This window comes from Mycobacterium sp. 141 (assembly GCF_000382405.1).
In the GTDB taxonomy this organism is placed as follows: Bacteria; Actinomycetota; Actinomycetes; order Mycobacteriales; family Mycobacteriaceae; genus Mycobacterium.
Genome location: NZ_KB908267.1, coordinates 25,516 through 50,861, shown reverse-complemented (window position 1 = coordinate 50,861; position 25,346 = coordinate 25,516). Strand labels below are relative to the sequence as shown.

At 65.5% G+C, this 25,346-nt stretch carries 21 protein-coding genes and 1 pseudogene; 12 read left to right on the top strand and 10 right to left on the bottom strand.

From position 1 onward, the window contains the following. Positions 1–4 precede the first annotated feature (4 nt). Entirely contained in the window at positions 5–625 is a 621-nt protein-coding gene (locus tag H276_RS0116460) for a TetR/AcrR family transcriptional regulator (RefSeq protein ID WP_019972399.1), read from the top strand. 6 nt (positions 626–631) lie between these two features. On the opposite strand, the pseudogene H276_RS24200 reads toward H276_RS0116460, so the two are convergent. From H276_RS24200 to H276_RS0116445, 3 genes and pseudogenes are all read right to left on the bottom strand, one after another. Beyond that, positions 632–787: pseudogene (locus H276_RS24200) on the bottom strand (acyl-CoA dehydrogenase family protein); the annotation flags it as partial. A gap of 142 nt (positions 788–929) precedes the next feature. Beyond that, positions 930–1,526, bottom strand: coding sequence for a hypothetical protein (locus H276_RS0116450; RefSeq protein WP_019972397.1), 597 nt, complete (start codon positions 1,524–1,526; stop codon positions 930–932). A 49-nt stretch (positions 1,527–1,575) separates the two neighbouring features. After that, positions 1,576–2,214 (bottom strand): cutinase family protein, encoded by a 639-nt coding sequence (locus tag H276_RS0116445; RefSeq protein WP_026357083.1) that lies wholly within the window; start codon positions 2,212–2,214, stop codon positions 1,576–1,578. A gap of 171 nt (positions 2,215–2,385) precedes the next feature. Between H276_RS0116445 and H276_RS0116440 the strand changes: the two genes are divergently transcribed. Continuing rightward, positions 2,386–5,208 (top strand): FAD-binding and (Fe-S)-binding domain-containing protein, encoded by a 2,823-nt coding sequence (locus tag H276_RS0116440; protein ID WP_019972395.1) that lies wholly within the window; start codon positions 2,386–2,388, stop codon positions 5,206–5,208. Between the two features lie 152 nt (positions 5,209–5,360). Continuing rightward, positions 5,361–5,975 (top strand): cutinase family protein, encoded by a 615-nt coding sequence (locus H276_RS0116435; RefSeq protein ID WP_036461238.1) that lies wholly within the window; start codon positions 5,361–5,363, stop codon positions 5,973–5,975. A gap of 21 nt (positions 5,976–5,996) precedes the next feature. Here the strand turns inward: H276_RS0116435 and H276_RS0116430 are convergent, their stop codons facing one another. Then, positions 5,997–7,493: a potassium/proton antiporter gene (locus H276_RS0116430; protein ID WP_019972393.1), complete on the bottom strand. Its 1,497-nt coding sequence runs from the start codon at positions 7,491–7,493 to the stop codon at positions 5,997–5,999. A gap of 80 nt (positions 7,494–7,573) precedes the next feature. Between H276_RS0116430 and H276_RS0116425 the strand changes: the two genes are divergently transcribed. The 3 genes from H276_RS0116425 to H276_RS0116415 all read left to right on the top strand — a co-directional run bounded on the left by H276_RS0116425 (position 7,574) and on the right by H276_RS0116415 (position 11,719). Further along, on the top strand, positions 7,574–8,266 hold the full coding sequence (locus tag H276_RS0116425) for a TrkA family potassium uptake protein (RefSeq protein WP_026357081.1): 693 nt from the start codon (positions 7,574–7,576) through the stop codon (positions 8,264–8,266). Between the two features lie 76 nt (positions 8,267–8,342). After that, positions 8,343–10,877: an RNA helicase gene (locus H276_RS0116420; RefSeq protein ID WP_019972391.1), complete on the top strand. Its 2,535-nt coding sequence runs from the start codon at positions 8,343–8,345 to the stop codon at positions 10,875–10,877. Between the two features lie 116 nt (positions 10,878–10,993). Then, positions 10,994–11,719, top strand: a complete 726-nt coding sequence (locus tag H276_RS0116415) for a cutinase family protein (RefSeq protein ID WP_036461229.1) — start codon at positions 10,994–10,996, stop codon at positions 11,717–11,719. 252 nt (positions 11,720–11,971) lie between these two features. Here the strand turns inward: H276_RS0116415 and H276_RS0116410 are convergent, their stop codons facing one another. Further along, positions 11,972–12,559: a TetR/AcrR family transcriptional regulator gene (locus H276_RS0116410; protein ID WP_026357080.1), complete on the bottom strand. Its 588-nt coding sequence runs from the start codon at positions 12,557–12,559 to the stop codon at positions 11,972–11,974. Positions 12,560–12,716: 157 nt separating this feature from the next. Between H276_RS0116410 and H276_RS0116405 the strand changes: the two genes are divergently transcribed. Beyond that, complete coding sequence (locus H276_RS0116405) at positions 12,717–13,649, top strand: acetoacetate decarboxylase family protein (RefSeq protein WP_019972388.1); 933 nt, start codon at positions 12,717–12,719, stop codon at positions 13,647–13,649. 8 nt (positions 13,650–13,657) lie between these two features. After that, positions 13,658–14,098: a nitroreductase family deazaflavin-dependent oxidoreductase gene (locus H276_RS0116400; RefSeq protein ID WP_019972387.1), complete on the top strand. Its 441-nt coding sequence runs from the start codon at positions 13,658–13,660 to the stop codon at positions 14,096–14,098. A gap of 22 nt (positions 14,099–14,120) precedes the next feature. On the opposite strand, the gene H276_RS0116395 is transcribed toward H276_RS0116400, so the two are convergent. Then, positions 14,121–14,591 (bottom strand): hypothetical protein, encoded by a 471-nt coding sequence (locus H276_RS0116395; RefSeq protein WP_231376698.1) that lies wholly within the window; start codon positions 14,589–14,591, stop codon positions 14,121–14,123. A 451-nt stretch (positions 14,592–15,042) separates the two neighbouring features. Here H276_RS0116395 and H276_RS0116385 point away from each other — a divergent pair, with 451 nt between their 5' ends. Continuing rightward, entirely contained in the window at positions 15,043–16,128 is a 1,086-nt protein-coding gene (locus H276_RS0116385) for a class I SAM-dependent methyltransferase (RefSeq protein WP_019972384.1), read from the top strand. Between the two features lie 89 nt (positions 16,129–16,217). After that, positions 16,218–17,423, top strand: coding sequence for a bifunctional 2-polyprenyl-6-hydroxyphenol methylase/3-demethylubiquinol 3-O-methyltransferase UbiG (locus H276_RS0116380; RefSeq protein WP_019972383.1), 1,206 nt, complete (start codon positions 16,218–16,220; stop codon positions 17,421–17,423). Positions 17,424–17,498: 75 nt separating this feature from the next. Here the strand turns inward: H276_RS0116380 and purU are convergent, their stop codons facing one another. Both purU and H276_RS25550 read right to left on the bottom strand, forming a co-directional pair. Next, positions 17,499–18,431, bottom strand: a complete 933-nt coding sequence (purU, locus tag H276_RS0116375; protein WP_155943137.1) for a formyltetrahydrofolate deformylase — start codon at positions 18,429–18,431, stop codon at positions 17,499–17,501. A gap of 167 nt (positions 18,432–18,598) precedes the next feature. Beyond that, positions 18,599–19,981, bottom strand: coding sequence for a PGRS repeat-containing protein (locus H276_RS25550; protein WP_304412250.1), 1,383 nt, complete (start codon positions 19,979–19,981; stop codon positions 18,599–18,601). 852 nt (positions 19,982–20,833) lie between these two features. Here H276_RS25550 and H276_RS0116365 point away from each other — a divergent pair. After that, positions 20,834–21,265, top strand: coding sequence for a hypothetical protein (locus H276_RS0116365; RefSeq protein ID WP_019972380.1), 432 nt, complete (start codon positions 20,834–20,836; stop codon positions 21,263–21,265). A 326-nt stretch (positions 21,266–21,591) separates the two neighbouring features. Next, on the top strand, positions 21,592–22,845 hold the full coding sequence (locus H276_RS0116355) for an amidohydrolase (protein ID WP_019972378.1): 1,254 nt from the start codon (positions 21,592–21,594) through the stop codon (positions 22,843–22,845). A 4-nt stretch (positions 22,846–22,849) separates the two neighbouring features. Here the strand turns inward: H276_RS0116355 and H276_RS0116350 are convergent, their stop codons facing one another. Then, a complete protein-coding gene (locus tag H276_RS0116350) occupies positions 22,850–23,398 on the bottom strand; it encodes an NADPH-dependent FMN reductase (RefSeq protein ID WP_019972377.1) in 549 nt (182 codons plus the stop codon). Positions 23,399–23,662: 264 nt separating this feature from the next. After that, a complete protein-coding gene (locus tag H276_RS0116340) occupies positions 23,663–25,294 on the bottom strand; it encodes a metallophosphoesterase (RefSeq protein ID WP_231376700.1) in 1,632 nt (543 codons plus the stop codon). Positions 25,295–25,346 lie beyond the last annotated feature (52 nt).

Sequence of the window (25,346 nt, the reverse complement as noted above, 5' to 3'; positions counted from 1 at the left end):
GTAGGTGGTCACCCAAACCGGGTTACGTCGCCGTCAGCCGGTGCAGGAACGTAGCAAGCGACGGGTCCAGCGGATCCTCGCCGCCGCGATGGAGCTGCTGGAGGCTCACGGCGCCGACGCGGTGACCACCCGGGCGATCGCCGAGCGCGCCGACGTACCGGTCGCGACGGTGTACCAGTTCTTCCCGAACCGGGACGCCATCCTGTCGGAGATCCTGTTGGAGCATCTCGATCAGCGCGATGCCGACGGCGCTGCCATGCTGGGTGCGATGGCACCGAGCAGCCTGAGCGAGGTCGCCCATACGCTCTTCGACTTTCACTACGAACACCTGCACACCTGCCCGCAGTTGGCGACGCTGCACTACAACAGCCTGGCGCGGGGCCTGCTGGCCGACCCGAGGCTGCGCCGCGCGGAGTTCGCCGAGGCACTCCACTCAGCACTGCTGGCGTGGCAGTTGGTGCGACCGGACACCGATCCGCTGGTCACCGCGGTGGCGGTGGAGATGGGTGACCGTCTGCTCGAAGTCGCCCACCGTGCCGGGCCAGAAGGGGACCGCTCTGTGCTTGCCGAAGGCGCCCGCGCGCTGACCGCGTATCTGCAGACCTACGCCGTCTCGCAGGACTGACCCGGCTCAGATCGGATTGCGGGCGATGAGCTGGGCCGCAATCACATTGCGTTGAATCTCGTTGGTGCCTTCACCGACAATCATCAACGGGGCGTCACGGAAGTAGGGCTCGACGTCGTATTCCTTGGAATAGCCGTAACCCCCGTGCACCCGGAGCGCATCGAACCGCGGCGTCGAGTGCGGCCGCATCCCATCGACGAATTCCGACACCAGTTCGACCATCTGGCGTTCATCGGCGGTGAGCGTTCCGGCAGGCATGCGCTGGACTATGCCTCCGCGATCGGCACCGAATACGGGTTGCCGGCTACCGTTTCGCGCCCACCTCTGCGGGCAACGGTGGGGGCAGTGGTGTCGACGGTGTTGCCGACTCCAGCGGTTGCGGGACGTTCTGCGCTGTCGGTGCACTCTGCGGCGCCGGACTTTCCTGTGGTGCCCCTTGCGGCGTCGAGGCACCCGGTCGGTGGAAATCGATCATGGTTTCCTCGCGGATCGTCGTGTCCCCCTGACTGACCACCAACGACTTTGCTGTCACCATGTAGGTGAAACCGCTGGATTCCGCACGGAAGCCATCGCCGGACGGCGTGGCCGGCACGACCAGTTTCGCCCCGTCCCGCACGCGCACACCGCGGTACTCGTAGGTGTTGCCGGTCTTGCAAATCGCCACCCGCGAGGCGTCGGTGCTGCCGTAGAGCACCGTCGCGTCGACGGTCCCGCACCGCGCGGTGGAATCGACGAACCCTTGGGCGTCGGTGACCGGACCTGCTGATGCGGGCGCCGAGGAAACCGCCAGCAGCGCCGTACACAACGCTGTGGCGAGGGCCAGCTGGGGTACGGGCAACCCGCGCATCGACAACAAAGAACGCACCATCACGGTCCACGACACCACGCGCGGGCGCGCCATGGGAGGGGTCGAAGCCGAGTTAGAACCCGATCGTTAGCTCCCCGAAACGTCAGAGGCGGCTGGCGACGAAATTCGCCGCCCGGTCGCTGTAGGGCGGCAGTTCGTAGTTGCTGTGTGCCGCGCGGTCCCGGCCGCGCTGGACACAAATCGGGTCACCCGGGCTGCACTGGTCGATGGCGCGGCCCGCGAACAGTCCGGTGCTCGACAGCGGCGTGCCGAAACGCTGACCGGGATTGCCGAACACCGCGACCGCCCGGATCTCATCGGCACTCGCCGGCGGCAGCGGCGGGGCCGACCCGAACGAACCGATGGTGCTGCCCAACGGCGGCACGCCCGCCAGCATCGACACGACAGCCGCACCCTGGGAGAACCCGCCCAACACCAATTGGGTCCCCGGGCACTGCTCCCCCATCCAGGCGATGTGCGCGGCCGCGTCGTTGGCGCCGTCAGCTGTGGTGAGGAAGTTGATGCCGGCCGGATAGTTCACGCCGTAGGTACTCACCGAACGCCCGCCCAGTTGTGGCATCAGCGCGTCGACGAATGCCTGCCCCACCCGACCGATACCGGGTGGCTCACCCGTACCTCTCGCGAACACCACATCGACGTCGGCGCACTGGTCGGCGGTTGCCGGGGGGACCGGACCGGCGACGACGACGAGCGCCACGATCAGCGCGGCGGTCAGCGCCATCCGGCGAATCAGCTGCGTCAACCCCCGGTGGCTCATCCGCCGATCAAAACACACCCGCAGCGCGTATGCGGTCGTTCACGGATGTGGCCGCTGCTGTGTGACCCGCCGGGCCTGACGCTCCTCGCAGCGCCGGACCGATGCGCGGAGCCGAGCCGATCGTATTTCGGTAGCGTGCCAACCGTGATCGACGCAGCCGGTCTGGCCTCAGCACTGGGCCGCGCCGGCGTGCGCGATGTCGCCGTCGACGACACCACCCGCGCGTTGTACACCTCCGATGCATCGCTGTACCGCGTGCTGCCCTTGCTGGTGGTACGGCCGTACGACGACGCTGAGGTGGACGCGGTCTTGACCGTCTGTCGCCGCGAAAGCGTCCCGCTGACCTCTCGTGGCGGCGGAACTTCGATCGCAGGCAATGCCATTGGCTCCGGTGTGGTCATGGACTTCAGCCGGCACATGAACCAGGTGTTCGACATCGACGTCGAATCCCGCACCGCGGTGGTGCAGCCCGGCGTCGTGCAGGCCGATCTGCAGCGTCGAGCCGCGGCTGTCGGCCTGCGGTACGGCCCCGACCCGTCTTCGTTCGACCGCGCCACGATCGGTGGCATGGTCGGCAACAACGCCTGTGGGTCACGGGCCTTGGGCTACGGCCGGACCTCCGACAATCTGCTCGGGGTCCGCGGCTATACCGGCTCCGGCGCGCGGTTGGACACCGCCGCCAACGATCCCGGCCCGATCATGCAGGCGCTGCGCGACGTCACCGCAGCACATCTGAGCACCATCCGCACCGAGCTGGGCACCTTCGGACGTCAGGTGTCCGGCTATGCGCTCGAGCACCTGGCGCCCGAACGCGGTTTCGACGTCACCCGGATGATGGCCGGCTCGGAGGGCACCCTCGCAGTCCTGACCGAGGCCACGGTGCGGCTCGTGACCGATCCGGTCCACGCGGTACTGGTTGTGCTCGGTTACGACGACATCGCCGCCGCCGGCGACGCGGCGCCCGGTGTGCTGGCCTTCTCCCCCACGGCGTGCGAGGGCCTCGATTCGCGCATCGTCGACGTGGTGACCGCGCGGCGCGGGCCGAGGGCGGTGCCGCCGCTGCCACGAGGACGGGCCTGGCTGTTCGTCGAGATCGCCGGCGACGATCTCGACGATGTGCTCGGCCGGGCTGCGCGGGTGTCCACGGAATGCGATGCCGTGGCCGCCCGTGTCGTCACCGACGCCGCCGACAAGGCCGCGCTGTGGCGTATCCGCGCCGACGGGGCCGGGCTGTCATCGCGCAGCCCGGCCGGCCGCCCGGCTCATGCGGGCTGGGAGGACGCCGCGGTGCCGCCGCGACGGCTCGGTGCCTATCTACGCGAATTCGATGCGCTGATGGCCGAATTCGGTGTCACCGGCCTGCCCTACGGACATTTCGGTGACGGCTGCCTGCACATCCGAATCGACTGGCCGCTCGAGCGAGCCGGCGGTGTCACAATCTTCCGTGAATTCCTCACCGCCGCAACGCATCTTGTGGTGGGATACCGCGGTTCGCTGTCTGGGGAACACGGCGATGGCCGGGCCCGCAGCGAACTGCTCGCCATGATGTACTCGCCCGCAGCGCTCGACGCTTTCGCGGCGGTCAAACACATCTTCGACCCGGGCAACGTACTCAACCCGGGGGTGATCGTCGACCCCCGCCCACTCGACGCGGATCTGCGGGTTCCCGCGGCACCTGCGCTGCGCCGTGAACTGGCCTTCTCCTACCGCCATGACGGCGGGGACTTCAGCCAGGCCGTGCATCGTTGCACCGGAGTCGCCAAATGCCGCGCCGACACCCGGACGACCGGTGGGGTGATGTGTCCGTCGTACCTGGCGACGCACGATGAGAAGGACTCCACCCGGGGCCGCGCGCGGGTGCTGCAGGAGATGATCAACGGCACCGCGGTCACCGGGGGCTGGCGGGCGCCGGAGGTGCACGAGGCTCTCGATTTGTGCTTGTCCTGCAAGGGCTGCACCTCGGACTGCCCGACCGGAGTCGACATGCCGATGTTCAAATCCGAAGTGCTGCATCAGAGCTACCGTCGGCGGCTGCGCCCGGTCGCGCACTACTCCCTCGGCTGGCTGCCCCGCTGGGCCCGGCTGGCCGGCACAGCGCCCGGTCTGGTCAACGCCGCTGTGCGCCTGCCCGGCGTGGACCGGTTGGCACGGCACGTCGCAGGCATCGACCACCGCCGCACCATCCCACCATTTGCTCCCCGAACCTTCCGACATTGGTTCGGCCGCACCCACACCCAGCCGGCGACCGGCGATCCGGTGCTGTTATTCGTCGACACATTCACCGACTACTTCACTCCCGAGGTCGGCCAGGCCGCCGTGACGGTGCTGGAAGCTGCGGGCCTGCGGGTGCAGCTGACGCGCCGGCCGCAGTGCTGCGGCCTGACCTGGATCAGCACCGGACAGCTCGATGCCGCCAGACGCATCCTGGGGCGCACCATCGACGAGCTGACCGAGACCGCCCGCGCCGGAGTCCCGATCGTCGGCCTAGAGCCGTCCTGCACGGCGGTGCTCCGTTCGGATGCCGGCGAGTTGCTGGGCGAGAAGGCTGGGCCGGTCGCGGCCGCCACCCGCACGCTGGCCGAGTTGCTCACCGAAAGATCCTGGCAGCCACCACGACTCGACCACATCTCGGTAGTGGCCCAACCACACTGCCATCACCACGCGGTGATGACGTGGGATGCCGACGCCGCGCTGCTGCGCGATACCGGCGCGGTGGTCCGCAAATTGGGCGGATGTTGCGGTCTGGCGGGCAATTTCGGCGTGGAGAAAGGCCACTACGAGGTGTCTGTCGCGGTCGCCGAACAGCAGCTGCTACCGGCCGTGCGCGAGGCGGAGCCCGGCACTGTGGTGCTGGCCGACGGCTATTCGTGCCGAACCCAACTGCACGACTTGGCCCAGACCCGCGGGCTGCACCTGGCTGAACTGCTCTCGGCAGGCCTGAACGAGTCGCGGCGCTGACGCTGGCCTGTTGACAGAGTGGTAAAAGTGGTTATCGGGAAAAGATCTGCAGGGCGCCGATCCGGAACACGTCGAGGAGAATCATGCCTGTCGGCACGACCCCTCGACATCGTCGCCGCTTGCGAACGCAGCGCGCGCTCGCTGTCGCCGTGATGACCACAGTCACCGTCGCGGTCACGACGCCGACGGCCTCCGCGGCCCCGAAGTGCTCCGACGTCGAGGTCATTTTCGCGCGGGGCACCGACGAGCCCCCGGGCATCGGTGCCGTCGGGCAGGCCTTCGTGGATGCGTTACGTCCCATGGTGCGGGGGTCGACGGTCAGCAGCTACGCGGTCCAGTACCCCGCATCGTGGGACTTCCTCAAGGCCGCGGCCGGCGCTACCGACATGAGCAGGCATGCGCAGAACACCGCGTCCCAATGCCCGAAGACGCAGATCGTGCTCGGGGGTTATTCGCAGGGCGCGGCCGTCGTCGATGTCGTCGCCACCTCACCCGTCGGTGGCCTGGGCTACGCCGCGCCGCTGCCGGCCGCCGTCGTCCCGCGGATCGCCTCGATCGTCGTCTTCGGTAATCCGTCGGCGCGTCTCGGCCAGCCGCTGACCCGGATGAGCCCCGACTTCGGCGCCAGAACCGCAGACCTGTGCAACACCAACGACCCCGTCTGCTCGCTCGGCCGGGATTTCGACGCGCATGTCAGCTATCAGCGGTCCGGTTTGATACGCCTCGGCGCCCAGTGGGCGTCACGCCACCTCAAGCAACGCGTCTGACGCCTGCCCTGCGACACGCACTCAGTCCAGCTGACCGTATTCGTCGAACCAGTACGCCAGCTTGCCTCGGCGACTGACGGCCCGCAGCCGCGCTTCGGTGGTGGGCCGGACCTTGCTCGTGGTGACGATGAGGAGCTCGTCGCCGACCTCGATGCGCGTATCGGGCAGCGGAACGAAAGTGTGGCCGTCCCGGATGATCAACGTGATCACCGCAGGGCGCGGCAGCCGCAGTTCGAGGATCGTGACGTTCTGCAGACGCGACGACGGCTGCACCGTCATGGTGAGCAGCTCGGCGTCGAGGACATCCAGTGGCGCAGCTTCGACCTGGATCTCCCGAGCGGATTCGGAGGTCACCAGGCCCAGCCGTTGAGCAACGAAACGCAGGCTGGGGCCCTGGACCAGGGTGAAGATCACCACCAGCACGAACACGATGTTGAGCAGGCGGTGACTGTCGGTCACCCCTACCACGATCGGAAAGGTGGCCAGCACGATCGGCACCGCGCCGCGTAGCCCTGCCCATGACAGAAACAGCTGCTCGCGCAGGGGGATACGGAATCCGATCAGCGATCCCAGTACCGAGATCGGACGGGCGACCAGTAGCAGGACGAGGCCGATGATGATGGCCGGGATCACGTCGGGTCCCAGTTCATGCGGGTTGACCAGCAGCCCGAGAAGCACGAACAGGCCGATCTGCGCCAGCCAGCCGACCCCCTCGGCGAACGACCGCGTCGCCGACCTGTGCGGCAATCCTGAATTGGCGAGCACGACCGCGGCGAGATAAGCCGCGATGAACCCGCTGGCGTGGGCGCTGCCGCTGGCGGCGAACGCGACGAGTCCCAGCCCGAACGTCGCGATCGGGTACAGCCCTGACGCGGGCAGCGCGATGCGGCGTAGAGCGATCGCACCCAGAAGTCCCACCGCCAGGCCGAGCGCGATACCGACCAACAGTTCATACACCAGATCGGTGAACGCACCCTCGGGTTCCAGTACGAAGGGCACCACGCTGAACATGAGCACGAGGATCACCGCGGGGGCATCGTTGAACCCGGATTCCGCCTCGAGCAAGCCTGCCAGGCGCCGGGGCAGCGGCAGTACGCGCAGGACGGAGAACACCGCTGCCGCGTCGGTAGACGCCACGATCGCCCCGAGTAACAGGGCGAGCTGCCAATCCATGCGCAGCAGCACGTGGGCACCCACCGCCGTCACCACCGTGCTGATCAGCACACCGACAGTGGCCAGCGACGCCGCCGGCGCCAGCACTTTGCGAATGTCGGAGTACCGTGTCGTCAAACCGCCTTCGACGAGGATCACCGCGAGTGCTGCGGTACAGACGTTCCTGGCGAGTTCGACGTTGTCGAAGTTCAGCCCCAGCCCGTCCTCACCGAGAACGACGCCGACCAACAGGAACAGCAACAGGCTGGGGAACCCCACGCGCGTCGCGACGCGCGTGCCGATGATGCTCGCGAGCAGCACGAGGCCCCCGATCAAGAGGGCCAGGTACAGCTGTTGCAAGCTCATCAACGTGAAAGTAAATCAGTAGCGAAGTCTGCAGCGATCGCCGGTCTGTACGCAAAGATGACTGAGTGGCGGAACGGAAGATGCGAATCGCGATCGCAGGGGCAGGCAACGTAGGACGATCAGTGGCGCAAGAATTGCTCGGTAACGGCCACAAGGTCTTGTTGATCGAGCACGATCGGCGCCAGTTCGAACCTGAAACCGCCGCAGGTGCGGACTGGTTGTTGGCCGATGCGTGCGAGCTCACCACGCTGGAGGAGGCCGGGATCCAGACGTGCGACGTGCTGATCGCGGCGACGGGTGACGACCGGGCCAATCTGGTCGTCGGCCTGCTTGCCAAGACCGAGTTCGGGGTGCACCGCGTGGTGGCCCGCATCAACGATGTTCGCAGCCAGTGGCTGTTCGGTCCCCAGTGGGGTATCGACGTCGCGGTGTCGACTCCGGGCGCGTTGGTCGCCGGTGTCGAGGGCGCCATCGACGTGGGCCACCTCGTGCGGCTGATGAAGCTGCGAGGCGGAAGGTCGGAGCTGACGAAGCTGACTCTGCCCGAAGCCAACCCGCTCGTCGGGCAACGGGTCGATCAGCTGGATCTACCGTCGAATACCGCCTTGGTGACGGTGATCCGGGGCCGGCACGTCATCTTGCCGCGGCCCGAAGAAGTGCTTGAGGCCGGTGACGAGATGCTGTTCATCGCCAATCGTTCCGCCGAAGGATCGCTGCTCGCTGCGGTTCACGGCGGCGAGTTCCTCCATGACTCGCTCGGCGAGGACGAGTGACGGCCCCTACCGGAATGGCCGGGCACCGGTCAGGCACGCTGGTCACCACAATGGCCACTCCCACCGCCCCCGCCCGATGACTGCTGCGCTGCTCGACGACCCCGGCGACTTGTCCGCGCTGCGCGCCCGCAGTTCCAGCCCCGACGCGCTGTTCACCGACTTCGCCGCCTGGGCCGAGGCCAACGGCACCGTGCTCTACCCGGCGCAGGAAGAAGCGTTGATCGAACTGGTCAGCGGCGCCAACGTGGTGCTCGCCACCCCGACCGGGTCGGGCAAGTCGCTCGTCGCGACCGGCGCGCTGTACGCCACGCTCGCTTTAGGGGGCCGCAGCTACTACACCGCGCCGATCAAAGCCTTGGTCAGTGAGAAATTCTTCGCCCTGTGCGACGTGTTCGGTGCGGTGAACGTCGGCATGCTCACCGGCGACGCCGCGGTCAACTCCGACGCACCGATCATCGCGTGCACCGCAGAAGTGCTCGCCAACATCGCGCTGCGGGAGGGTGCGCAGGCCGACATCGGCCTCGTGGTGATGGACGAGTTCCACTTCTACGGCGATCCCGACCGCGGCTGGGCGTGGCAGGTCCCGCTGCTGGAGTTGCCGCGGGCCCAGTTCCTGTTGATGTCGGCCACGCTCGGCGACGTCACGTTCCTGCGCGAGGACCTCACCCGACGCACCGGGCGCCCTACGGCGTTGGTCGCGGGCGCGGAGAGACCGGTGCCGCTGTTCTACTCGTATGCGACGACGCCGATGCACGAGACCATCCAAGATCTGCTCGACACCAAGCAGGCCCCCATCTACGTCGTGCACTTCACCCAGGCCTCGGCACTGGAACGCGCGCAGGCGCTCATGAGCGTCAACGTCAGCACCAAGGAGGAGAAAGCCGCGATCGCCTCGGCCATCGGCGGTTTCCGCTTCACCTCGGCATTCGGGTCGACACTGTCCCGGCTGGTGCGGCACGGCATCGGGGTGCACCACGCCGGGATGCTGCCGAAGTACCGGCGGCTGGTGGAGCAGCTCGCGCAGGCCGGCCTGCTCAAGGTCATCTGCGGCACCGACACCCTCGGCGTCGGTATCAACGTGCCGATCCGGACCGTGGTGTTCTCGGCGTTGTCGAAGTACGACGGCACCCGCACCCGGCTGCTCAGCGCCCGCGAATTCCACCAGATCGCGGGCCGGGCCGGCCGGGCGGGCTACGACACCGTCGGCACCGTCGTCGTTCAAGCGCCCGACCATGAGGTGGAGAACCTCAAGCAGTTCGCCAAGGTCGCCAACGACCCGAAGAAGCGCCGAAAGCTGGTGCGCCGCAAGGTCCCCGAAGGCATGGTGCCGTGGAGCGAGGCCACCATGAACCGATTGATCGCCGCCGCCCCGGAGGCGCTGACGAGCAACATGCGGGTGTCTACGGCGATGATCCTTGACGTCGTGGATCGTCCAGGCGATCCATTCGCGGCGATGCGCCGACTGCTCACCGACAACCACGAGCCGCGCAAGCGGCAGCTTCGGCTGATCCGGGAGGCCGTCGGCATCGCCCGTTCGCTGCTGCAGGCGGGCGTGCTCGAGCGGCTCGACGTACCCGACGCCGACGGTAGGCGTTATCGGCTGACCATGGACCTACCGCCCGACTTCGCACTGAACCAGCCGTTGTCGACGTTCGCGCTCGCCGCGATCGACCTGCTCGATCCCGCAGTCGAAACCTATGCGCTGGACGTGGTTTCGGTGATCGAGGCGACGCTGGAGGACCCGCGCCAGATCCTGGGTGCCCAGTTGAACAAGGCGCGCGGCGAAGCCGTCGCACAGATGAAGGCCGACGGCATCGAGTACGACGAACGGATCGAGCTGCTCGACGACGTCACTTATCCCAAGCCGCTCGAAGAACTGCTCAACCACGCCTTCGACGTATATCTGCGCACGAACCCGTGGGCCGCGGACGGCCGGCTGTCCCCCAAGTCGATCGTGCGCGAGATGTGGGAACGCGCGATGACCTTCCGGGAGTTCGTCAGCGGTTACGGGCTGACCCGTTCGGAGGGTGCGGTGCTGCGCTACCTGTCCGACGCGTTCAAGGCCCTGCGTTCCGGTGTCCCCGCTGCCGCACGCACCGAGGACGTCGTCGATATCGTCGAATGGCTCGGCGAGCTTGTCCGCCAGGTAGATTCGAGCCTGCTCGATGAGTGGGAGCAGCTCACCGACCCCGACCAGCCACACGACGTCCCCGTCGCGACACCCACGCGACCACGGCCTCTGACCGGCAACGAACGCGCCTTCACCGCGATGGTCCGCAATGCGCTGTTCCGTCGGGTAGAGCTGTTCGCCCGGCGACGCTGGGAGGAGCTCGGTGAGCTGGACGGTGACGTGGGATGGCCGGCGCAGCGATGGGAAGAGGTAGGCGCCGCGTACTTCGCCGAACATCCCGATGTGGGCACCGGTCCGGACGCACGCGGCCCCGCGATGTTGATCTTCGACCGTCAACCCGGTAGGTGGCGGGTGCGGCAGATTCTCGACGACCCGGCAGGCGATCGGGACTGGGGTTTCGAGGTCGAGGTGGACCTCGAAGCGTCCGATGAAGCGGGAACGGCGGTGCTGCGGGTGTTGGACGCGGGCCGCATGGACTGAACGTCCATATCGCCGATCACCGCCCCGGCGATTCGGGTGGGAGATTCCTGGGTATGTGCTCTGCATGGATTGGGAGGCAGTGACGCCTCCAGAGGTCTGAGGTTGGGGCAGTCGAGATGAACCATATTGATAGTCACCTGATAGCCGTAGCTGCTGCAGCACTTGCGGTCGCGGGGCCGCTCGCCGTCGCAAGCCCCGCGTCCGCCCAAGAGTGTCCTGACGTGCAGGTGGTGTTCGCGCGGGGCACGTTCGAACCTCCGGGCGTGGGACGTGTCGGACAGGCGTTCGTCGATTCTCTGCGTGCGAAGGCTCCCGGCGAGTCCATCGACGTGTATGCCGTCAACTACCCTGCGTCACTTGATTTTGCGACTGCGGCCGACGGCGTGGTCGACGCGGGCAACAAAGTCCGCGATACGGCCACAGCGTGCCCGAACACCAAGGTGGTGCTGGGCGGGTACTCGCAAGGCGCCGCCGTCGCGGCGTACATCACGGAAGACTCCGTCCCGGCCGGGTACGCGCTGCCGCCGGGCCTCACCGGGCCGATGCCGGCTTCGGTGGCCAGCCACGTCGCCGCGGTTGCGCTGCTCGGCAAGCCGTCGAGCGGGTTCCTGCAGATGATCTACACGGGCGCACCACCGATCCAGGTTGGTGCACAGTACGCACCAAAGACGTTGGACCTGTGTATTCCCGAGGATCCCGTGTGCTCGCCGACCGGCAACGACAACGGCGCGCACAACATGTACGCCGACAACGGGATGACCGATCAGGCGGCCGACTACGTGGTGAGCCACCTGGGCACGGGGGCTCCCATACGCGTCGATCAGTCAGGAGCACACCGCTAGCAGGACCGTCACCCGCACGAGGCGATTGTTCGGCCATATGGTCGGTTTATCGAACGGGCCGGGGATTATCGCTCGGATGGAGCCGACAATCCGCGCGTAGTGCCGAGGGAGCAGATACCAGGGGATGAGCCTGGAAGGCGTCGCAGAGCAGACTGATATCACACGCATCAAGTCGGAGATCGAAATAGCCTGTGATATCTGGCAGTTCGCTGTGCGCAAGCTGATTGCATGCAGCCGGGCGGCAACTGCGACTCAGGTGTCGCCGAGTTCTGCCGCTTTGACGGTCGCCAGTACCGCGCCACGGACGCGGTCCGCAACACCCTGAGCGGATGACGTGTCGAACTTCCCGTCCAGGTGCAGGAACGCCAGGCCATGCACGAGCCCCCACAAGGCGATCGCCATCGCGTCCGGATCGGCTGACGGAAAAGCCTGCTGCACAATGGAGTTGAGATAATCCCGGATGGCTTCCACCGCTGCCACCCGTTCGGCGTGTGAGGAATCACATTGCTCGGCGAACATCACGCGGAAGAGCCCCGGGCGCGCCAATGCGAACCGCACGTAAGCCACGGCGATGGCGGCGAGATCTTCGGGCTTTTTCGGCGCTGGGTGGGCCGCCACGAGTTCTGCGGCCAACTCGCGATAACCCACCGCCGCCACTTCCGACAGCAGGGCATTGCGATCGGCGAAATGCCGGTAGGGCGCCGCAGTGGAGACGCCGGCCCGCCGCGCCGCAGCCCGCAATGACAGCTCCGCCGCGCCGCCCTCCTCGAGCAGCTCCATGGCGGCATTCACCAGTGCCCTGGGTAGATCCCCGTGGTGATAGCGAGCGGCCGACGACACGGTGTCACGGTACCAAGTGTTGACACCGCTTACATTCCCCCTTAGTGTTAGCGGTGCTTACACGATGTGGGCACCGCTGACACCGGGGCGCCACGGTTTGACCGGGGTCATCCCCTATATGAGCACTGCGCACATGTAACAAAGGAGCTGGCGCTGAATGTCATCCACCGATCAGGACACCGTCGAGGTCAAGCTGGGTAGCCGGGTGGTCACCGTGCCGAAAAGCGGCCTGTACGACCGGTACCGGATGGACACCGATCTCGACGAAGTGGCCAGCGACCCGCGTGTCAGCGGCGTCGACTTCTTTCGGAAGTTGCCCAAGACCCGTGTCGAGTCTCCGATCGGCCCCACCCTGACGCCGAACTTCTACCACCGCATCTCGACGGCCCGGCTCACGATGGTCGCGCCGGCCAGGGCCATCCGCGCGCGGCTGCCAAAAGAGTTGGTGCCGTTGGAGATCGCTCCGGGTCTCGGCTTGGTGTCGGCAATGTTCTTCCGTTACGACGTGTGCGATATCGACTTCTACACAGAGGCGGCAATCGGGGTCGCCGTCAGGCCCGCCCGCCACGGGGGACCCGGATTCGTGGACCTGCTGACTGGCCTCGGCAACGATCACCTCCACACCTATGTGTTGTCCCTGCCGGTCAACACCGACATTGCCCAGGTCCGTGGCCACGACGGTTACGGATTTCCCAAATGGGTAACCGAACTCGATGTCGACATCGACGATCGTCGAACGACCGCGCGGGTTGCCAATGCCGACGGTGAAACCGACGTCGCGCTCTCGGCGGCAACGCCCGCGCAGACCAGATATTCGACGGGGGAACATGTTTCCACACTCACCTCGTACACAACTATCGCCGGCGCGTGGCACTCGACGTTGAGCCAGACCAACGTGCTCTCGACGGGAACCACCCGGCTCCCGCGCAACATCGAGCTCGATATCGGGCACGGCCGCATGGCTGACGACCTACGCTCGCTCAAGCCGCTCAAGACTGTTCAGCTCGACGTCATCACTGAAGCTCAGCTCGCCCTGCACTTGCCGGTGCCCATCTCAGTCCAGGCAATTTCGGCTCCTACATCAGAATGAGAGCAGCGATGAACACCAATGCACTGAAAGACGGTAGCGCCAAGTTGATGAATCTTGCGCACCGGTTTGTCCTCACAGTCAGCGGGAAACGGCTGCTGGCCAGACCTTTCGGGATGCCTTTGGTCGAGCTTCACACGACGGGCCGCAAGTCGGGCCAGCCGCGGTCCTGCTATCTGACCGCCCCCGTGCACGACGCCAACCGTATCGTGCTGGTCGCCTCGAAGGGCGGTGACGACCGCGATCCCGACTGGTATCGGAACCTGCGGGCGCACCCCGACGCCGAGTTGGTAATCAACGGCGAACGTCGAAAGGTACACGCCCGCACCGCAAGTGCCGATGAGAAAGCCGAGCTGTGGCCGAAGATCGTCACCGCCTACAAGGGCTACGCGAACTATCAGAAGCGGACGACTCGTGATATTCCGGTGGTGATCTGCGAACTGCAGGGCTGAGACAGGCGGACGTGACGCATACCTACTTGCACATGTCGACGATCTGCTGCCTGGTGTGATCCGCTTCGACGAGCCGCGTGGACTGAGCAGGATCAGTGTTCTGCACTCCGGCCAGAGCATTGATTCCGATTTCTTGTAGCGAGGTGGCGAATGACCGAACGGGGTCGGCAAGCGATCCCGGCGTTGCACCATCGAGACTGTTCAACAGGTATTGACCGCCACCGAAAAGCGCCAAGCGGGAGTTGGCCGCCACGGCCGCCTGCGCCACCGGGTCAGGGCCCAAGCTCATGTGCGTTTGCAACGGCACTGCCTTGCTGACCACGTCGAAAGCGGTGCACACACGCGTTTTCGGATCGCCGGAAAGGTTCGCGGCTCCAGCGCCGCCTGATGAGGGGGTGACCGCTGACCATATGGCAACGGCGACGGCAACCAACGCAATCACCAGTGCGGCGGGCGCTATCCAGCGGGACATTCCTTGTGGCGCAATCTGCACCGCCGACCGAGACACCTCTCGCCGCGGCGTCTCCTCGGCAGACATCTCATCAGAATGGGCGCGAACATCGTCATGTGAATCCGACATGTGACGATGATAGCGGCTGAGGCTGCAGCTCGATCGGTGTCCTGGGCCCAAAGCGGGTCCCAGCATGATGGCCTGCGATCCGCAATCATCCAGTACCACAAGCCTTTCTGCTGCGAGTCTACCCAGCTTCAGTCCTCTTTCGAGTTTGCCGTCTGAGCGTCTGTCAGCGGTAGTCGGAGTAAGAGCCTCATATTTCGGGGATCAGATTGGTTGCGATAAATGCAAGTTCCCGTGCTGTAATTCGGTTTACGCTGTGTTGCCAACACATCGGGACATCGGGATGGTCGCGAATTACGGTGGTGCTGCTCAACACGTCTAGGCTGTTCGCCTGGCAGGAGCACGTTGCGTGGTGTAAAGAGATCGCATGGAGAATCCGCCGTGTGTGTCAGCCGATCCTGCACTGCTGCGTGAAGCCTTGGCGCGACGCTTGTACCGCCGCTCGTTGGTCACGGGTGAGATCACCTTGCCTGCCGTTCCCAGCATGGTCGACGAGTATGTGGCGATGTGCGACAGTGTCTTTGGCGGCGTGGGGCGCAGGTTCACGGCCGAACAGCTCGCTGACCTCAAGGTGATACTCGAGGGGCAATTGGCAGAAGCCTACGCGGCGTCACCACGTTCGACCATCACGATCTCGTTCGACGCCCCCGTCGGTACGGTCTTGAATTATCACGTCAAAGCGCAGTGGCAGACGCTCGAGAGCACCTACGACAATTGGCTCAGCACGCGTCAGCCACCTCTGTTCGGGACGCAACCAGATGCTCGCGTGTGGGCCCTGGCGTGCGAAGCACCGCAACCTCGAAGCTGTCCGGTACTCGATATCGGCGCGGGGACGGGGCGCAACGCCCTGGCGTTGGCGAGGCGCGGCCACCCCATGGACGTCGTGGAACTGACCCCGAAGTTCGCCGAAATGATTCGACACGATGCCGCAAGGGAATTACTCGATGTCCGCGTCATCACGCGTGATGTCTTCGAGACCATCGACGATCTGCGGCGAAACTATCAGCTGATTCTGCTCTCCGAGGTGGTGTCGGATTTCCGGACGACCCGGCAGCTGCGCGGTGTGTTCGAACTCGCCGCCCAGTGCCTGGCGCCCGGCGGACGCTTGGTGTTCAACGCTTTCGTGGCGCGCGACGGTTACGTTCCCGACGCCGCCGCGCGTGAACTCGGCCAGCAGACGTACACAAGTATCTTCACGCGCGCCGAGATATCAGCTGCCGCAGCCGGTTTGTCTCTTGAATTGGTTGCGGACGACTCGGTTTACGAATACGAGAAGGCCCACCTGGCCCCGGCTCATTGGCCACCCACGAGTTGGTATGCGGAGTGGGTCAGTGGTCTGGACTTATTCGACGTGGAGCGTGCGGACTGCCCGATCGAGATGCGCTGGCTGGTCTATCAGAAGACCGGCGGCCCGGGTGATCAGCGCCGGATGGTCGATGTGACGTGCAGGTGACAGGCCCGGCCACAAAGTAGGCTTCACCTTACGAGCGCTTCCCGTTGGGATAGCGAAAGTTATTGAGCCGTCAAGGAGTAATTCCAGTCATGAGTGAGGATCCACGCACCGATGTTGTCTCCCGCCAGTATGAGCGGTGGGCCTATCCCGAGCCGATAGAGGATCTGGAGGCTTGGCTCGAGGACAACTGGCAGTGGTTCGACCCGATTCATGCGCACCGCATTCTGTGGCCGGACCGGGAGTACCGGCCGGATCTGGATATTCTGATCGCGGGTTGCGGCACCAATCAGGCGGCAGTCTTTGCCTACACAAACCCCGCCGCCCGGGTGGTGGCGGTCGATATCAGTCGGCCATCACTGGACCATCAGCACTATCTGAAGGGCAAGTACGGGCTGAAGAACCTGGAGTTGTATCTGCTTCCGATCGAGGAGCTGTCCAGTCTGGGCCGCGACTTCGATCTGGTGGTGTCGACCGGCGTGTTGCATCACCTCGCGGATCCGCTGGTGGGCATGAGGACGCTGGCCGATTGCGTGCGCCGCGACGGTGCGATTGCCGTCATGCTGTATGCAAAGTACGGCCGGATCGGAGTTGAACTGCTGCAATCGGTCTTTCACGACCTGGAGCTGGGCCAGGACGACGCGTCGGTGCGGATGGTCAAACAGACGCTCTCGTCGTTGCCGGCGCAGCACCTGGCGCGCGGCTATCTGAACGCGGCGACCGATCTGCGCTACGACGCCGGAGTGGTGGATACATTTCTGCACGGCCGCGATCGCAGTTACACCGTCGCGGACTGCATCGACCTGCTCGACTCGTCGGGGCTGGTATTTCAGACCTGGCTGATGAATTCACCGTACTACCCGCACGATTCCCGCACCTCGACGAACGAACTCCACAAGGCGCTCGACGCATTGCCCAAGCCCAAGCTCTGGTCGGTGATGGAGCGACTCCAGACCTTCAACGGGTGTCACTTCTTCGTCGGGTGCCGTCCCGATCGGCCAAAGGAGCGCTACACCATCGATTTTTCCACGCCCGCCGCCCTCGACTACGTTCCGGTGATGCGGATGCGATGCCATCTTTCGGGGGCCGAAATTGTCCGGCCGGGTGGACAGACGAGACTCGGGCCGGCCCAGCTGTCGCTGGTGCAACGCGTCGACGGGCGTCGCACGATCCGTGAGATTGCTGCCGGCGTGGCGGGAGGGCCGCACGACTCGGCGACGGCCGAGAGATTCGGTCTTGAGCTGTTTGAGAGCCTGTGGCGCCTCGATTGTATGGCGATGGCCCTGAACATCGACTGACAGGTCGGCCGCTCGCTGCGCCTGCCGTCGCGGAAACGACGGTGTACCACCGGAGTTCGCGGCGGCAGCGTGGCGTCAGAAGACGATGGTGTGGTTGCCGGATCGGATGACGCGGTCCTCGCAGTGCCACAACACCGCACGCGAGAGCACCGCGCGTTCGACGTCAGCACCCAAGCGGGACAGGTCCTCCACGCTGTGGCGGTGGTCGACACGCACCACGTCCTGTTCGATGATAGGGCCCTCGTCGAGGTTTTCGGTGACGTAATGGGCAGTTGCACCCACGAGTTTGACGCCGCGCTGCTTGGCGCGCCGATAGGGTGCCGCACCGATGAACGCCGGCAGGAACGAGTGGTGGATGTTGATCAACGGGCACCCCACCTCGTCGAGGAACTGTGGGGTGATGATCTGCATGTAGCGGGCGAGCACCACGAGGTCGACGTTGCCCCGCAGCAAGTCGAGTAGGCGACGTTCGGCATCTTGGCGGATATCTTTGTGCGCGGGCACGTGGATGAACGGCACGCCAAACGGGCGCACTTGGTCGGCCAGGTCGGGATGGTTGGCGATCACCATCACCACCGACATATCCAGCTCACCACGGCGGTTGCGCCACAGCAGATCAAGCAGGCAGTGGTCCTGCTTCGACGCCATGATCGCGACGCGTTTGGGTTTGGCGGCCTCGGTCATCGTGAAGTCCATGCCGAACCGCTCGGCGATCCGCTCGGAGAAGTCTCGTTCCAGCTCGTCGCGCCTGGCGGCCAGACCCGGGAGATGAAAGATGGTGCGCTGCACGAACATTCCGCCCGACGACTGGGTGGAATGTTGATCCAACGACACGATATTGGCACCCGCATCAGCCAGGAAGGTGCTGACCGCGGCGACCAGTCCCGGCCGGTCCGCACAGCGCAGCAGCAGACGTCCCACTTCTGCGACCGGGAGCAGCGCGTGACCGGGCGGATATTCGTCACGGGTGGTGGCGTCGGCGTCGGTGGCACCGGGTGCGGTGATCATCACGCGTCTCTCCTCATGACATGACATGCAAGAACACCGGGCCCATGTGGGACCCGGTGTTCTGCCGAACTACTTACCGGTGTGTGGAAGTCCCAGGGGCGTCGGGGGGCGACGCCCCTGGGATCAGACCGTGCGGAACTCTGTCGAGTCCCCTGCCGGCTAGCGGACTACCCGGCCTTGGACACTCCGCCCTTGCCGGCCGCGCCGTCGTTACCGGTCTTGCCGGCCGTGCCGGTGGATCCGCCAGCGCTGCCGCCGGGGCCACCCTTGCCGCCGACACCGGCCGTGGTGCCGTCATTGCCGGCCGTGCCGCTGGTGCCGGTGCCGGTGGCCACGCCACCCGCGCCGCCCTTGCCGACATTGCCGCCGGCGCCGCCGGTACCGCCGTCGCCGCCGTTGCCGTCCTTACCGGCGCTCCCGGAGTTGGTCAGGAACGGGATGAACCCGCTGGACCCGGCCGGTCCGCCGACACCACCGTTGCCGCCCGCACCACCGTTGGCACCGTCGGCACCGTTACCACCGTTGCCGCCGTTGCCGCCGTTTTCGGCGTTGATGCCGGCGCCACCGTTACCACCGTTACCACCGTTACCACCGGCGGCGCCGTCGCCGCCTCGACCGCCGTCGCCGGCCCATCCGCCGTTACCACCGGTGCCGAACAGGAAGCCACCGGCACCGCCGGCACCGCCGTTACCGCCGGGGCCACCGTCCTCGCCATTCGCCGACGAGGCAAACCCGTTACCGCCGTTGCCACCGTTGCCGCCAGCCACTACGCCGTTCGAAAGGGCGCCGTCGCCGCCGTTGCCGCCGTTACCACCGCCGCCGAGGGCGTTGCCGCCGTTACCGCCAGCGCCATCGCTACCGACCACGGCGAGGTTGCCCGATCCGCCGTTGCCGCCGTTGCCGCCGTTGATTCCGCCGTCGGTGCCGGCCTGGCCGGTATCGGCGACGCCGTCGACACCGTCAGCGAGTCCGTCGACCGGGTTGTCCGCGTCGGGCCGGGGGTTCACGCCGGCCTGGCCGTCGCGGCCCGCGCCACCGGCGCCGCCGTTACCACCGTTGCCGACGAAGAACGAGGCGTTGCCGCCGTTACCGCCGTTGCTCGCCTCGACCGCGACGCCGGTTTCAGTGTCGTAGCCGCCGTAGCCACCGGCGCCACCGTTACCACCGTTGCCGAAGAAGAGCCCGGCGTTGCCGCCGTTGCCGCCATTGGTCCACGTCTTCGAGGTGGCGTCGTAATATGCGTTGCCGCCGTTGCCGCCGTTGCCGATGAGCATGCCGGCGTCGCCGCCGTCCTGCCCCGCCGCGCCGTCCGCGCCGTTGCCGACGAAGATGTTGACGATCGGGATTGCACCAGCGAGGTCGAGCAACGAGTCCGCGATGTCGAACCCGGGCGCCAGAAGTGAGTTCGGCGTGGGCAGCGAGTCAAACCCGGCTCCGAAGAAATCGGAAATCTCGATGGGGGCTGCCTGGGCTGCAGGCGCCGTCAACAACCCTGCGGCGGGGGCGCCCAGGATCATGCCGCCGGCGCCGATAGCGGCCACTGCCGCCATCATTGGCTTCCGTACCTGCCGAGAGCTGCGACCTCGGCCGATATTCTTGTGCTGCTTGGACATGTAGGAATTCTCCCCTCGGATAGTGCTTGACCACCAAGCACTAGCAACGTAACACACGTCCATTCTTCAGCGCCAAGTCTCAGGCACTCTGACCTCATTTAATTTCATTTTCAAGTAGCTGACGCTTGACGGACCTTGCAGAAGACTGAGAACCCCTCAGCTCTTCTCAGGCGTCCTCGCCGCAGGTCTCTCTTCCTCATTTATGCAGTACAAGCCAGTTTTTTACACGTGTCAGACGACTGTCACGACACTGGGGCGCCATCGTCAGGGCGTCACCCGCCGATCGATATCTGGTGGTTTATCAGGCTGTACTCAGGTTCGAGATTCGCCGTAGTAACCGCGGTTGCCGTTCCGCGACATCGATGATTTCGACCTTCAAGTTAATTCCGAGCAAACAGATTCGCCATATAAATTTATATCCCGAGGAGCCACTTTTAGCGAACTGGCAGAACGTCACCAAAGTGTGCTGTTTGCGGACCGTTTGAGTCACACCATCTCGGACTCGTCCGCTTTTATAAGCGGTAAAACAGAGGTGACAGCCGCTACCGTCGGTATCGAGATTGAGCTTTCAGGTGCGATGCGGGCGTCCGACTACGCCACCTCATTATTTGCTGCGAATAGGTCGGCAAATATGCACCGCCAACCGCTGGAGCGGACCCGATACCCTGCCACCAGGTGTCCATCGGCTCGGTCAGCATCGACCCCAGCGGGATGAACCCCGGGAGCAAACGTGTCAGGTACAGTGGCCCGTCGTTTCCGACATTCGCCACGCAACAAGCTAGGAGCACGATGAACATCACTCGGCCGGTTGCCGCTTCCGTGATCGGCGCGGGTCTCGCCGCCGCTTGCGTCTTCGCAAGCCCGGCTTCGGCGGACGACCTGGCCGGCGCGTACACCCTCGAGATCGGCGGCTCAGACCAGGGCACCTGGGCGCTTACCCCGTGCGATGACTCCTTCATCCCCTGTGTGCACGTGGCGCAAACGGGCGGTGAGGCGCAGCCGTGGACTGCCGACGCCCACTTGTCTGTCGGTTACTGGACCATGTCCGTCGATCGGCCAGATGCGATCGGTTGCAAGGACGGCAGCGTACATCCCGGCCCAGTCTCGTATTCGTGGGACGCTGTCACGCTCGCCGGCTGGACCAGCTCTTATAACACCGGGGTTTGTGGCGACAAACCTCAAACTCTCTCCGCACCGTTCAACCTGGTCAAGGTGAATTGACGGCTGCCCCATAGGGACTTGAGTGTGACGACGACACTCACTGCGCACCACGGCGACTGCAAAAGCGTTTCGCGGCAACCGAACTCAACGGATCCATTGTCATCTGCCGACCGCACCGACGCGGCCCATCGACCCGACCATCTCGCGACGGCCCAGCGTGTGAACGAATCGCCTTGACCTGAACTGAGATCCACGATCCGAGTGTGGAAGCTCAGCGATGAGCGGGTCGGTTCTCCGAGGTTTCGCCGCCAACCCAGCCCGTACGCGATGCTTACCCACAGCATCGCGGCTTACGCTGAGGCAAGCACCGACTGGGAGATGCGACTGTGACAATCGATTTGCCGAAAAACTGGTCCGGCCGGCTGGGTGCGGCACTCACTGACTTCTATCGCGACCTGCACGCACACCCCGAGCTGTCATTTCAGGAACACCGCACCGCCGAAAGGGTCCAGCAGGCGCTCGCGCCGCTCGGTCTTGACGTGACTGCCGGGGTCGGCGGCACCGGCGTGGTGGCAGTCCTGGCCAACGGACCCGGGCCGGTCGTCTGGCTGCGTGCCGACTTCGACGCACTCCCTGTGCAGGAACAGACCGGTCTGCCCTATGCCAGCACGGCGCACGCCATCGATCCGGACGGCAAGGACGTCCCGGTCATGCACGCGTGCGGGCACGATATGCACACGACGGCGCTCGTCGGCGTCCTACAGCTGTTGATCGAGCTCAAGAAACACTGGTCGGGCACCGTGGTCGCGGTGTTCCAGCCGGCCGAGGAGATCGGCGGCGGCGCAGCCGCAATGATCGCCGACGGCATTTTGGACCGCTTCCCGTCCCCCGACGTGGTTCTCGGCCAGCACGTCGGCCCGCTCCCAGCCGGGATGATCGCCTACAAGACCGGGGTGGCGATGGCCGCGTCCGACTCGCTGAAGATGCAGCTGTTCGGCCATGGCGGACACGGCTCACAACCGGATTCGACCGTGGATCCCGTGGTGCTGGCGGCCAATGTCGTGCAGCGTCTACAGACGATCGTGTCGCGGGAGTTGTCACCGTTCGACCCCGCCGTCGTCACCGTCGGGTACCTGCACGCCGGCACGAAAGACAACATCATCCCAGACGACGCGGAACTCGGGATCAATGTGCGCACTTTCGACGAGGGGGTGCGAAGCAGAACGCTGGCATCGATCACCCGGATCGCCCAGGCCGAGGCGACGGCCTCCCGCGCAACCAAAGAACCCACGGTGAGCACCACGCACAGCTTCCCGGTGACGGTCGTCGACGACCCCGTCATGCAGGAACTGGCCACGGTGTTTCGCGAGCACTTCGGCGCAGAGCGGGTCATCGAGAATCCCGAGCCGCTCGCCGCAAGTGAGGATGTCGGTCACTTCGGCACGACCGCGGGTGCTCCGACGGCCTTCTGGTTCTGGGGTGGTTACTCCCAGGAGCGGTTCGACGAATCGGCTCGCAGCGGCCGACCGGTACCGACCAACCACTCCCCGCTGTTCGCACCGGTTCTCGAACCCACGCTGTCCACAGGCGTCGAAGCTCTCACCGTCGCAGCGCTTTCGCGTCTGAAGACGACGCGCTGAACGATCAGGCGCTCAGCTTGCCGGTCAGGGGGATCAATTGGTCGAACAACGTGCCCAATTCGCCGTCGCGTCGATCCTGTGGGGCGAACCCGTCACCACCGAAGTCCTGGAACAGTGACAGTGCCACCTGGGCTCGGACATCAACCATCTGAAAGTTGGCGACGATCTGCCGCCACTGCTCGACGGCACGGATCCCACCGTCTGCGCCGTAGGACACGAAAGCGACCGTCTTGCGGAACCATTCGTTGCCGAGACTGTCGAAGGCGTTCTTCAACGCACCAGGGACCCCGTGGTTGTACTCGGGGGTGACGAAGATGAATCCGTCGCACGAGTCGATCGCCTGGCTCCAACGTGTGACGTTCGGCGAATCGTATTGCTTGTTCGCCGCCCCCGGAACCGTCGCCGAGGCCAGCAGGGGGACGTCGAACTCTTTGAGATCCAGAATCTCGAAATCAGCGTCGGTGCGCTGCGCGGCGCCTTTGGCGACCCAGTCACCGACGGCTTTACCGTTGCGGCCCTCGCGGATTGACCCGACCACAATTCCGATCCTCATGAATTCTCCTTGACTGCTGGGTTATTCGATTGTGTCTGCGGGGCGGTGCCCCATCGCTGACGTGCTGAGGGCTCGATCCGCCGAACGAGCACCTCGGTAGCAATCAGCAACATTAGCCGTACCGCGTTGACCCGGTGCCAGCGTGCGATCAGCTGCGGAACACCGACCACAGCCTCGTAGGTATTCCCGAAGAACCAGGCTGCCCGACCGAATCGAGCGACGGTGGCTGCCGATGGCGGTGCCGGTTTCATCATGTAACCGAGGCTACGACGCTTGGCGACGGTAGGTGACTTTGTCGAGTTCGTTGCCGTATTCGTCGACGGCGACGACGTCCATCTCGCTGACGAACGTTCCGGGCCGGACATCGGCGCGGATGAAGGCGTAGTTGCGGAACCGCACGCGCGACCAGGCGACGGCTTCAGGGTCCTTGTCTCCGTTGGCATCCCAGACATAGCTGTTGGGGACGAAGGTGTCGGTGATGTCGTGGCCGCGATAACTCTCCAGCTCACCGGGCTGGAAGTGGTAGCGCGGCCGACCGCCCGAGCCCACCGTGTAGTACACCGTGCCATCCGTGTCGGGGTAGACGATGGCATTGTCTCCGGCGACCCGGGTCGGGGTGCCCCCGCGGATCGGATCGGTCCGCTCGAACACGTGATTGTGGCCCTGCAACACCAGATCCACTCGATACCGGTCGAACAACCCGCCCCACGCCGCGCGGACCCCGCCGTCGCTGGCGTGCGAATCGGTCGTCGAATACGCACAGTGGTGGAAGAAGCAGACGATGAAATCGATGTTGGGATCGGCCCGATGCGCGGCCAGGGTGCTTTCCACCCAGGTGTTCTGAGTACCGCCGGAGTAGCCGGTGTTCGCCTTGATCTCGTAGCTGACGTCGTTGGCGTCCAGGGAGAGCACCGCGACGTTGCCGTACACGAACGAATACACCGAAGGGCAGGCCGTCGGGCCGTTGCCCGGAAAATCGAGACGGGCCAGGTGGCCGGCATATCCGTGCACCGTATAGCTGGCCTCCATGTCGTGGTTGCCGGTGGCGAACATCCACGGCGTCGTCGCGGCGCTGCGCTCGATAGACCCGAAATAGACATCCCAGACAAAGGGATTGAACTTGTCGAACCCGGATGGCGGGTTGCCCCCGCCCGAGGGTACGAACGTGCCCGGCTTACCTGCCCCCGACGGATCGGCGTAAGCGATATCCCCTGCCAATACGTGGAAGTCGGGTTGCGACGCCACGATCTGATTCAGCAGGTTACTGGTGTGGGCGACGGTTGGGGCGTTGTCGGCCTGGTAGTAGCGGTCGTCGTAATCACCGGGTACCAGTCCCGGTGGCAGCGCCGGAGTGTCGTCGGTCCCCTGGTCGCCCAGCATGGTGAATCGGAATGGAACCTGCGCATCACGTGCGCTCGGCATCGCCGTGGATGCTGACAGGACGTCGCTGACGAAACCGTCCTCGGTGCGCCACCGGTAGAAGTGCCGCGCCCGTCCCGACAGACCGTTGACGGGCACGTGGGCGTAGAACTGCTCAGCGGCCAGCACACCCCCGCGACTGTCCGGGATCTGCGTCACGAGGTTGCGTACCTCAGCCTCGACCGTCGCGCCCAGCACCGGCGTCGGCCCGTGATCGACGAAGACTTTCAAGTTGCCGGGACTGCGCGACAACTGTGCCGCCAACCGCAGTTCAGTGGCAGCGTCCGAGCCGTAGCCCACTCGACGATTGGCCACCGTCAGCGGAGCATCGGCGGCGTAGGCGCGGTGACCGAACGGTGAGACACCCAGACCGGCGACCGCCGACAGCGCTGCCGACCCGCGCAGAAAATTCCGTCGCGATACCCGGTGCCTGCGTAGATAGTCCTGATGCCAGTCGTACTGCTCGGCCATCGTCATGCCGGCGGCCACGGCGGCCGGGATACCGGTGTCAGGGATCTCGCCGGGTGCC

Bases quoted from the DNA above. Each gene is read 5' to 3' on its own strand.
- H276_RS0116445 (WP_026357083.1), bottom strand. From the start codon at position 2,214: ATGGCGCTGACCGCCGCGCTGATCGTGGCGCTCGTCGTCGTCGCCGGT.
- H276_RS25550 (WP_304412250.1), bottom strand. From the start codon at position 19,981: ATGGCGGCAGTGGCCGCTATCGGCGCCGGCGGCATGATCCTGGGCGCC.
- H276_RS0116435 (WP_036461238.1), top strand. From the start codon at position 5,361: ATGACCACAGTCACCGTCGCGGTCACGACGCCGACGGCCTCCGCGGCC.
- H276_RS0116425 (WP_026357081.1), top strand. From the start codon at position 7,574: ATGCGAATCGCGATCGCAGGGGCAGGCAACGTAGGACGATCAGTGGCG.
- H276_RS0116340 (WP_231376700.1), bottom strand. From the start codon at position 25,294: ATGACGATGGCCGAGCAGTACGACTGGCATCAGGACTATCTACGCAGG.
- H276_RS0116385 (WP_019972384.1), top strand. From the start codon at position 15,043: ATGGAGAATCCGCCGTGTGTGTCAGCCGATCCTGCACTGCTGCGTGAA.
- H276_RS0116430 (WP_019972393.1), bottom strand. From the start codon at position 7,493: ATGAGCTTGCAACAGCTGTACCTGGCCCTCTTGATCGGGGGCCTCGTG.
- H276_RS0116365 (WP_019972380.1), top strand. From the start codon at position 20,834: ATGAACATCACTCGGCCGGTTGCCGCTTCCGTGATCGGCGCGGGTCTC.
- H276_RS0116405 (WP_019972388.1), top strand. From the start codon at position 12,717: ATGTCATCCACCGATCAGGACACCGTCGAGGTCAAGCTGGGTAGCCGG.
- H276_RS0116415 (WP_036461229.1), top strand. From the start codon at position 10,994: ATGAACCATATTGATAGTCACCTGATAGCCGTAGCTGCTGCAGCACTT.
- H276_RS0116400 (WP_019972387.1), top strand. From the start codon at position 13,658: ATGAACACCAATGCACTGAAAGACGGTAGCGCCAAGTTGATGAATCTT.
- H276_RS0116420 (WP_019972391.1), top strand. From the start codon at position 8,343: ATGACTGCTGCGCTGCTCGACGACCCCGGCGACTTGTCCGCGCTGCGC.
- H276_RS0116350 (WP_019972377.1), bottom strand. From the start codon at position 23,398: ATGAGGATCGGAATTGTGGTCGGGTCAATCCGCGAGGGCCGCAACGGT.
- H276_RS0116450 (WP_019972397.1), bottom strand. From the start codon at position 1,526: ATGGCGCGCCCGCGCGTGGTGTCGTGGACCGTGATGGTGCGTTCTTTG.
- H276_RS0116380 (WP_019972383.1), top strand. From the start codon at position 16,218: ATGAGTGAGGATCCACGCACCGATGTTGTCTCCCGCCAGTATGAGCGG.
- purU (WP_155943137.1), bottom strand. From the start codon at position 18,431: ATGATCACCGCACCCGGTGCCACCGACGCCGACGCCACCACCCGTGAC.